The sequence below is a fragment of the Roseomonas sp. TAS13 genome, from assembly GCF_001950415.1.
GTDB lineage: Bacteria > Pseudomonadota > Alphaproteobacteria > Acetobacterales > Acetobacteraceae > Roseomonas > Roseomonas mucosa.
This window is the reverse complement of record NZ_BDLP01000208.1, coordinates 1-7,822: the sequence shown is the minus strand read 5'-3', so window position 1 is coordinate 7,822 and position 7,822 is coordinate 1. Positions and strand designations below refer to the sequence as shown.

At 68.2% G+C, this 7,822-nt stretch carries 7 protein-coding genes and 1 tRNA gene; 4 read left to right on the top strand and 4 right to left on the bottom strand.

The window, feature by feature from the left end; translation table 11 throughout:
- Window positions 1-79: 79 nt before the first annotated feature.
- Both ROTAS13_RS15490 and ROTAS13_RS15485 read right to left on the bottom strand, forming a co-directional pair.
- On the bottom strand, window positions 80-1,030 hold the full coding sequence (locus ROTAS13_RS15490) for an ABC transporter substrate-binding protein (RefSeq protein WP_075822780.1): 951 nt from the start codon (window positions 1,028-1,030) through the stop codon (window positions 80-82).
- Window positions 1,031-1,304: 274 nt separating this feature from the next.
- Window positions 1,305-1,390 (bottom strand) — tRNA-Leu (locus ROTAS13_RS15485).
- A gap of 202 nt (window positions 1,391-1,592) precedes the next feature.
- Between ROTAS13_RS15485 and ROTAS13_RS15480 the strand changes: the two genes are divergently transcribed.
- The 3 genes from ROTAS13_RS15480 to ROTAS13_RS15470 all read left to right on the top strand — a co-directional run bounded on the left by ROTAS13_RS15480 (window position 1,593) and on the right by ROTAS13_RS15470 (window position 5,721).
- Entirely contained in the window at window positions 1,593-2,147 is a 555-nt protein-coding gene (locus ROTAS13_RS15480; RefSeq protein ID WP_058389029.1) for a DUF2937 family protein, read from the top strand.
- Window positions 2,148-2,171: 24 nt separating this feature from the next.
- Complete coding sequence (locus ROTAS13_RS15475) at window positions 2,172-2,645, top strand: disulfide bond formation protein B (RefSeq protein ID WP_058389028.1); 474 nt, start codon at window positions 2,172-2,174, stop codon at window positions 2,643-2,645.
- Between the two features lie 385 nt (window positions 2,646-3,030).
- The gene (locus ROTAS13_RS15470; protein ID WP_058389027.1) at window positions 3,031-5,721 is read left to right on the top strand and encodes a carbohydrate-binding domain-containing protein; all 2,691 of its coding nucleotides are present in this window, start codon (window positions 3,031-3,033) and stop codon (window positions 5,719-5,721) included.
- Between the two features lie 70 nt (window positions 5,722-5,791).
- Here ROTAS13_RS15470 and ROTAS13_RS15465 read toward each other — a convergent pair whose 3' ends face one another.
- Both ROTAS13_RS15465 and ROTAS13_RS15460 read right to left on the bottom strand, forming a co-directional pair.
- Window positions 5,792-6,352 (bottom strand): HNH endonuclease, encoded by a 561-nt coding sequence (locus tag ROTAS13_RS15465; protein WP_026033204.1) that lies wholly within the window; start codon window positions 6,350-6,352, stop codon window positions 5,792-5,794.
- 145 nt (window positions 6,353-6,497) lie between these two features.
- On the bottom strand, window positions 6,498-7,199 hold the full coding sequence (locus ROTAS13_RS15460; protein ID WP_019461214.1) for an alpha/beta hydrolase: 702 nt from the start codon (window positions 7,197-7,199) through the stop codon (window positions 6,498-6,500).
- A gap of 180 nt (window positions 7,200-7,379) precedes the next feature.
- Between ROTAS13_RS15460 and ROTAS13_RS15455 the strand changes: the two genes are divergently transcribed.
- Window positions 7,380-7,822, top strand: a 443-nt coding sequence (locus tag ROTAS13_RS15455) for a glutamate--tRNA ligase family protein (protein WP_253187694.1), incomplete at its 3' end; no start/stop codon positions are given.

Genomic DNA, 7,822 nt, shown 5'->3' with positions numbered 1-7,822 from the left:
CCGCGGCCAGGGCCTCGCGCGGGATCGGGACCGGGGCCGCCCGGTCGCGGAGCGCCGGCAGCGCCGCGCTGCGCGCCATTCAGCGCGCCGCGCCGAGGTTGCGCAACTGCGCCTGCGCCACGTCGCGCGGGTTGGCGCCCTCCACCACGACCTTGGCGTTCAGCTTCTGGAGCACCTCCAGGCTGAGCGAGTCGAAGACCGGCTTGAGCCAGTCGCCCATCTTCGGATGGGCGTTGAACACCGCCTGGCGCACCACCGGGGCGGGACGGTAGACGATCTGGGCACCCTTGGGATCGGCCAGGACCTTCAGCTCCAGCGCCTGGATGGCGCCATCGGTGCCATAGACCATGGCGGCATTCACGCCGTTCAGCCGCTCCGCCGCCGCGCGCATCGTCACCGCCGTGTCGCCGCCGGCCAGGACCAGCAGCCTTTCGGGCGGCAGGGTGAAGCCATAGGCCTTCTGGAAGGCGGGCAGGGCGGCGGGGCTTTCCACGAATTCCGCCGAGGCGGCCAGCTTGAAGGTGCTGTCGCCGCCCTTCAGGTAGCGGGTGAGGTCCTCCAGGCTTTCCAGCTTCGCGTCCTTCGCCAGATCCTGCCGGACGGCGATGGCCCAGGTGTTGTTGGCCGAGCCGGGCGTCAGCCAGACCAGCTTGTTGCGCTCCAGGTCCAGCGCCCGCACCTTTTCCGCCCCGGCCTGCGGGTCATGCCAGGCGGGGTCATCCTCCATCTGGAAGAAGAAGGCGCCATTGCCCGTGTACTCGGGATAGACGTCCACCTCGCCGTTCAGGATCGCGGCGCGCAGGATGCGGGTCGGCCCCAGTTGCAGCTTTCGCTCCACCGTCATCCCCTGCGCCTCCAGCGCCAAGGCGATCATCTGGCCGAGCAGGGCGCTTTCCGTGTCCAGCTTCGAGCCCACCACGACCGGGCGCCCGGAGGCGGCCTGCGCGCGGGCGGACCGAGGCAGCAGGGCCGGCAGGGAAAGGGCAAGGCCGGCCAGGAGGACGGCGCGGCGTGAGAGGGCGGGGGTCATCCAGGGCTCCTCGCATCTCGCCCGGAGCCCCGGGCGGCATGGCGCGCCCACGGCGGGATGGCCGGGGACAGACGGTTACATAGCCCGTGGCCCTGCCGGCGGAAGATGGCACGAAGGCATCCGGCGCACACGCCTTTGCGATGATGCCGTTCCGGAGGCGGCTGGCCGTGGGATCCACCGCCCTGCGGCACGGGGTCCGGTACCCCCGGAGGAACTCGAACTCCGACGCCCTTCCGGGCCGCCGGTCCCAAGGCGGTTTCCCGGTCACGAATATTGGTAGGGGCGGCCGGACTCGAACCGGCAAGCCTGTGAAGGCAAACGATTTTGAGTCGTTCGTGTCTACCGTTCCACCACGCCCCCAAACGCCGGGGAGGCACCCGCGATGGCTGCCGGCCACCTCGGAGAGCCCCCGTCGGCGGCGGGAGATTTACGGGAAGCGGGGGCGCAGTCAACCGCGGCCGGGCCGGAGAAACGGCTTGTCCCCCAAGGACATCCGGCCCTCCGCAACCACGGCCGGGGGCGGGTGCTTTCCAGGCTGTCCCGGCGTGGAGGCGAGAGGCGGATGGTCGGTTTCATCGGGCGCTGGCTTTCCGATTCGCTACGGATCGGGCTGGCCCTGGTCCTCGGCGTGGCGGCGATGCAGATCCCGGCGCTGACACATGCCTATGACGCCGCCTTGCAGCAGGTGAGCCAGGATGCGCGCCGCGACATCGAGCAGCGCAAGGAAAAGGCGCGGCAGTTCTACGGACTGGCGACGGACACGGATGAGGGCGTGATCGGTGCCCTGCGGCAGGCCGAGCCCTCGAATGCCGAAGGGCTGGCCGTTTCGGTCGCCAAGGCGGAGGCGCTGCGCCGGGCGCATGAGCGGATCGGGAGCGCGCCGCCGCTGTTGCAGCCGCTGGACGCGGCCTGGGACCTGATCAGCGAGCCCGATGCCGACAAGCGCGCCGTGCTGCGGACGGCGATGGACACCCACGTGCCGCAGCTCATCCTCGGCAGTGCCGCCGCCACCTACGGGCTTTGCGGCCTGGTGCTCGGCCTGTTCCTGGCGCAAGCCGTGATCTCGCTGCCGGGCAGCCTCGCCCGGCGCAAGCGGCGTCGTCACTTGCCCGCCTGACGGAGCGGACGCAGCGTTGCGGCCATGATTCGCCGCTCCTCCCTGTCGCTGGCCGTACTGGCCGCCGCAGCGCCCTTGGCCGCCCTGGCGTCCGAGACCTTCCTGGGCCTCGCACCCTGTGCCCTCTGCCTGTGGCAACGCTGGCCCTATTGGGTGGCGGTGCTGCTGGCGCTGTTGGCGGGTCTCCTGCGCTCGCGTGGCCTGCTGGTCCTGGCGGCCCTCGCCGTGCTGGTGTCGGGCGGTCTCGCGGTGCTGCATATCGGTGTGGAGCAGCAATGGTGGCCGTCGCCCCTGCCGTCCTGCCAGGCCCCCACGGCCTCCCTGGGCCTGAGCGTGGATGACATGCTGAAGGCCATGGCGGCCAAGCCCGACAAGCCCTGCGACGCGCCGACCTACCTGATCCCAGGGCTGCCCGTTACCATGGCTCAGTTGAACCTGCTCTACGCGCTCCTGCTGGGCGGTTTCGGACTCCGGGAGGCGCTGCGCCGCCACGCCTGACCGGTTCCGGTCCGGGAGCGGGGTGCCGCCGACACGGGCCGCCGGGTGCCTGCCCAGACATATCCATCCGGCAATCCTGGGCAGTCATTGGCCGCCGGGCGGCCCGTCCGGTAACGTCCATTTTTTTCTTCGGAACGACAATAAGCTTCGGAAGAGGCTTTATGACCCATAATCATGCGGCGGTTTAGAACACAATAGGAACATTCTGTTACCTTTAACCCGCGAAAACGTGAAATTCACGAATTGATGATTAATTCCTCTCGTAATCGTGTTTGTAAGTGCTACCTATGGTTGCAAGCGGATGAGAGATGACACCTAGGAAGAGTGTCCATTTCTGCCCCGCACGGAAGAATTTTGTCCTTCAATACAACCATAGGTTGCAAAGATGGCCAGCACGGCGGCTTCCCGCGTCGGGGATTTCATCGACTCCCTCGGTGTCAACATCCACTCCCAGTTCTATGACACGCCCTACTACGACATCGATCAGGTGCTGGCCTCGCTCCAGTACCTGGGCATCGGCAACGTGCGCGACGCCGCGGGCTATGCCTCGCTGCAGCTCGACCGCTTGGCCTACCTGGGCGAGAACGGCATCAAGCTCGACATGATGGTGGGCGTTCAGGGCGACACCTACGCCAACCAGTTCGCCCTGGTAGAGAAGCTCGCGCCCTATCTGCGCAGCCTGGAGGGGCCGAACGAGGTCAACTACTGGGAGGCCACGCTGGACGGCGTGGGCGGCATCGCCGGCGCCCGGGCGGTGCAGAAGCTGATCGCCGACTATGTGAGCTCCAGCGCCGCGCTGAAGGACGTGCCGATCATCAACTTCAGCGTCGCGGCCTCGGATTCCGGCAGCTTCGCGGCCTATGGCGACAACTCGGCCAATGCCGATTACGGCAACGCGCATATCTACTACGGCGGCGGCGCGACCTCCTACTCCGTGCTCAGCACCTACGTGCCGATGGCCAACCAGATGAATCCTGGCCAGCAGATGGTCATCACGGAATCCGGCTACCCGACGCAGACCTCCGGCGCCGGCAACCAGGGCGTGAGCGAGGCGGTCCAGGCCAAGTACACGCTGAACCTGCTGCTGGACACCTACAAGCTCGGCTACAAGGCCACATACCTCTACGAGCTGGTGGATTCCTTCCAGGACCCTACCGACACCAACCAGGAGGCGCATTACGGCCTCTTCAATTATGACTGGTCGGCCAAGCCCGCGGCGATGGCCATCCACAACCTGACCACGATCCTATCCGACACCGGCAGCACCTCGGACAGCTTCACCACCGGCACGCTGGGCTACTCGGTTTCGGGCCTGCCGGCCACGGGCAACACGCTGCTGCTGGAGAAGTCCTCCGGCACCTACGAGCTGGCCGTATGGAACGAGCAGAAGCTCTGGGACAGCACCACCCTCACCGAGATCGCGGCCAAGAGCACCACGGTCACCGTGACGCTGGACCACGTCTTCGGCACCGTGAAGGTCTATGACCCGCTCCTCGGCACCGACGCCCAGAGCACCTACTCGAATGTCAGCCAGCTCCAGATCAGCCTGACCGACCACCCGCTGGTCATCGAGATGGCGGATGCCAAGAGCGTCGCCATCCCGCCGGACAGCAGCACCACGACCGACGCGCACACGATCACGCTGAAGCTGTCGGGGGACAGCTGGCAGGGCGATGCCCAGGTGAAGGTCTTCATCGACGGCGTGGCGATGAGCGACACGGTCACCGTCGCCGCCCAGCACGGCAGCGGCCAGACCCAGGACCTGACCCTGAGCGGTCACTGGGATGCCGGCGCCCACACCATCTCGGTGCAGTTCCTGAACGACGCCTATGGCGGCGCCGCCGGCACCGACCGGAATGCCTATGTCGACCAGATCCTCGTGGACGGCAACGAGCTGCTGACCAGTGCCTCCTGGCTCACCTACAACCGCACGATCGACTATGCCGTCTCCCTGACCGACCAGATCGTGGCGGGCAAGACGCCGGTCACGGTGAGCAGCGCGGTGAGCACCACCCTGGCATCCACCGCGGACAACCTGGTGCTGACGGGCTCGGCGGCGCTCAAGGGCGTCGGCAACGCGCTGGACAACGTGATCACCGCCAACGACGCGGGCAACAACCTCTACGGCAAGGACGGGGCCGATACGCTGAACGGCGGCGCGGGCAACGACTACCTCGACGGCGGCACCGGCGCGGATCACATGGCGGGCGGCGCGGGCAACGACACCTACAAGGTGGACAATGCCGGCGACGTGGTGACCGAGGCCGCCAATGCCGGCGACGACCGGGTCTATGCCTCGATCAGCTATACGCTGACCGACAATGTCGAACGCCTGAACCTGACGGCCGAGGGCCTGACCGGCACCGGCAATGCCCAGGACAACGTCCTCTACGGCAGCGACGGCGCCGACACGCTCAAGGGCATGGCCGGCAACGACGTCCTCTACGGCAATGCCGGCAACGACACGTTGGAGGGTGGCGACGGCAACGACACGCTGAATGGCGGCACCGGCGCGGACCACATGGCCGGCGGCGCCGGCAATGACGCCTATATCGTGGACAATGCCGGCGACGTGGTGACCGAGTCCGCCAATGCTGGCGACGACCGGGTCTATGCCTCGATCAGCTACACGCTGACGGACAATGTCGAACGCCTGAAGCTGACGGCGGAGGGCCTGACCGGCACCGGCAATGCCCAGGACAACCTCCTCTACGGCAGCGACGGCAAGGACGTGCTGAAGGGCATGGCAGGCAACGACACGCTCTATGGCTATGCCGGCAAGGACACGCTGGCCGGCGGCGCCGGCAATGACGTGCTCTTCGGCGGTGCCGGGGCCGATACCTTCCTCTTCCAGAAGAGCGATGGCGCCGGCCGCGACACGGTCGTGGACTTCAGCCATGCGGAGGGCGACGTCATCCAGTTGCTGGGCTTCGGCGTGGACAGCTGGGCCGAGGCCCATGCCGCGATGAAGCAGTCCGGCACCAGCGTCGTCATGACCCTCGACGGCGGGGAGAGCGTCGTCTTCAAGAACATGACCGTCGCCGGCTTCCACGCCAGCGACTTCCTGTTCAGCTGAGGCTCAGCAGGCAGAACCCGGGAGGCGCCTGTCCCATGGCCGGGCGCCTCCCGCGCGACAGGGTGTCCCGTCAGCTTTCCAGTTCGCTGTCCCAGTACAGGTAGTCGCGCCAGCTCTGGTGGAGGTAGTTTGGCGGGAAGGCCCGACCGTTATCCTGCAACTCCCAGGAGGTGGGCTGGCGCGGCGTCACGCGCGGGATCATCTGGCAATCCCGCGGCAGGCGGGATCCCTTGCGCAGGTTGCAGGGGCCGCAGGCGGTCACGACATTCTCCCAGGTCGTCCGGCCGCCGCGGGAGCGGGGGATCACATGGTCGAAGGTCAGTTCCGGCGTGGGAAAGCCATCACCGCAGTACTGGCAGGAGAAGTGATCGCGCAGGAAGACGTTGAAGCGCGTGAAGGCCGGCTTGCGCGCCGAGGGAATGTATTCCCGCAGGGCGATGACGCTGGGCAGCTTCATGGTGAGAGTCGGAGACCGCACCTCATGCTCGTATTCGCTGAGCACCGAGACACGGTCCAGGAACACGGCCTTCACCGCGTCCTGCCAGGACCAGAGCGACAACGGATAATAGGAAAGCGGCCGAAAATCCGCGTTCAGCACCAGTGCTGGGAAAGTTTGACCACCGTCAGGCAAGTGTGGCTCCCCATCCCGGAGGGACGGGACCACCAGCGCTGGGGCCTGTCCGGACGATCAGGCCCCAGATGAAGTGGCGCCGTCCGATGTGTGTGGCTGGTTTGCCATGCGGTGGGCCACGCCGCAACAGCTTGTGCCGCAAAGGTCACGAAGGCTTCATGCAACGCCGCAGGAAGGCCGCGCCCGCCATCATGCCTTCCGGCGAGATGGTGTGGTCCACCCCCGGCTCGAACAATGCCTCCACCGGCACGCCGAACTGCCGCAGCCGGAGTGCGGCGCGGCGGGAGGCCTCGGCCGGGACCACGGGGTCAACCTCACCATGCACCAGCAGCACCGGCGGAGGCGGGCGCACCAGTTCCCGCTCCAGCCCCTCCGGGTCCAGCAGCGCCCCGGCATAGGCCAGGATGGCGGCGGGCGGATGCGGCAGGCGGAGCCCGGCATGCAGCGCCATCATCGCGCCCTGGGAGAAGCCGAGCAGCACCAGCGCCCCGGAATCCAGCCCCAGCCTGTCCAGCCAGAAGGCGATGCGCCGCGCCAGCAGCGGCGCGGCGGCCCGGATGGCGGGCACCAGCACGGCAGGGCGGCGGTCTTCCAGCGAGAACCATTGCCGGCCGAAGGGCGCGCCGTCATAGGGCTCCGGCGCATCCGGCGCCAGGAAGAGCGCATCCGGCAGGACCCCGCCCAGGGCGGGGGCGAAGGGCAGCAGGTCGTCGCCCCGGGCTCCAACGCCGTGCAGCAGCAGCACGAGCTGGCGGGGCGTCCGGCCAGAGGGCGGGCCCCAGCTCCGCGCCGGGCCACGCCCTGGCTCCGGACCTTCCGGCAGGATGTTGGAACTCTCCTGCGCCATTCCATCTTCTCCTTCCTCGCTTTCCCCGGCTCGTCTTCTCCTGGGCAGAGAGCGGCTATAGAGCCTGCCCCGCCTGCCCGGCGTTCAGGACCCTCCGATGCCCCGCGAACCCCATCCCGCTCCGTTGGACCAAGGCATCGCCATATCCGCAGCCGGCACGCATCGCGGCGGAGCGGCGTCATGACAGCGGAGGTGGTCACACGCTTCGCCCCGAGTCCGACGGGCTACCTGCATCTCGGCCATGTGCGCTCGGCCCTGCAAGGCTGGCGCGCGGCGCGGCGGGCGGGCGGGCGCTTCCTGCTCCGCATCGAGGACATCGACCCGACCCGCTGCCGCCCCGAATACCGCGCGGCAATCGGGGAGGACCTGCGGGCGCTTGGCCTGGACTGGAATGGTCCGGTGCGGGTGCAGTCCGAACACCTGCCGGAATACCGCCTGGTCCTGAACAGCCTGGCGCGGCGCGGCCTGCTCTATCCCTGCTTCTGCACCCGCGCGGAGATCGCGCGCGAGATCGCCCACAGCGGCGCGGCCCCGCATCCGGGGGAGGCCGGGCCGGAGGGGCCCGCCTATCCCGGCACCTGCCGCCGGCTGGATCCGGCGGAACGCGCCCGCCGCCTGTCGGC

What these genes read in the sequence shown, in the direction of transcription:
- ROTAS13_RS15480 (WP_058389029.1), top strand. Translation starts at nt 1,593, where the DNA reads ATGGTCGGTTTCATCGGGCGCTGGCTTTCCGATTCGCTACGGATCGGG.
- ROTAS13_RS15475 (WP_058389028.1), top strand. Translation starts at nt 2,172, where the DNA reads ATGATTCGCCGCTCCTCCCTGTCGCTGGCCGTACTGGCCGCCGCAGCG.
- ROTAS13_RS15460 (WP_019461214.1), bottom strand. Translation starts at nt 7,199, where the DNA reads ATGGCGCAGGAGAGTTCCAACATCCTGCCGGAAGGTCCGGAGCCAGGG.
- ROTAS13_RS15470 (WP_058389027.1), top strand. Translation starts at nt 3,031, where the DNA reads ATGGCCAGCACGGCGGCTTCCCGCGTCGGGGATTTCATCGACTCCCTC.
- ROTAS13_RS15490 (WP_075822780.1), bottom strand. Translation starts at nt 1,030, where the DNA reads ATGACCCCCGCCCTCTCACGCCGCGCCGTCCTCCTGGCCGGCCTTGCC.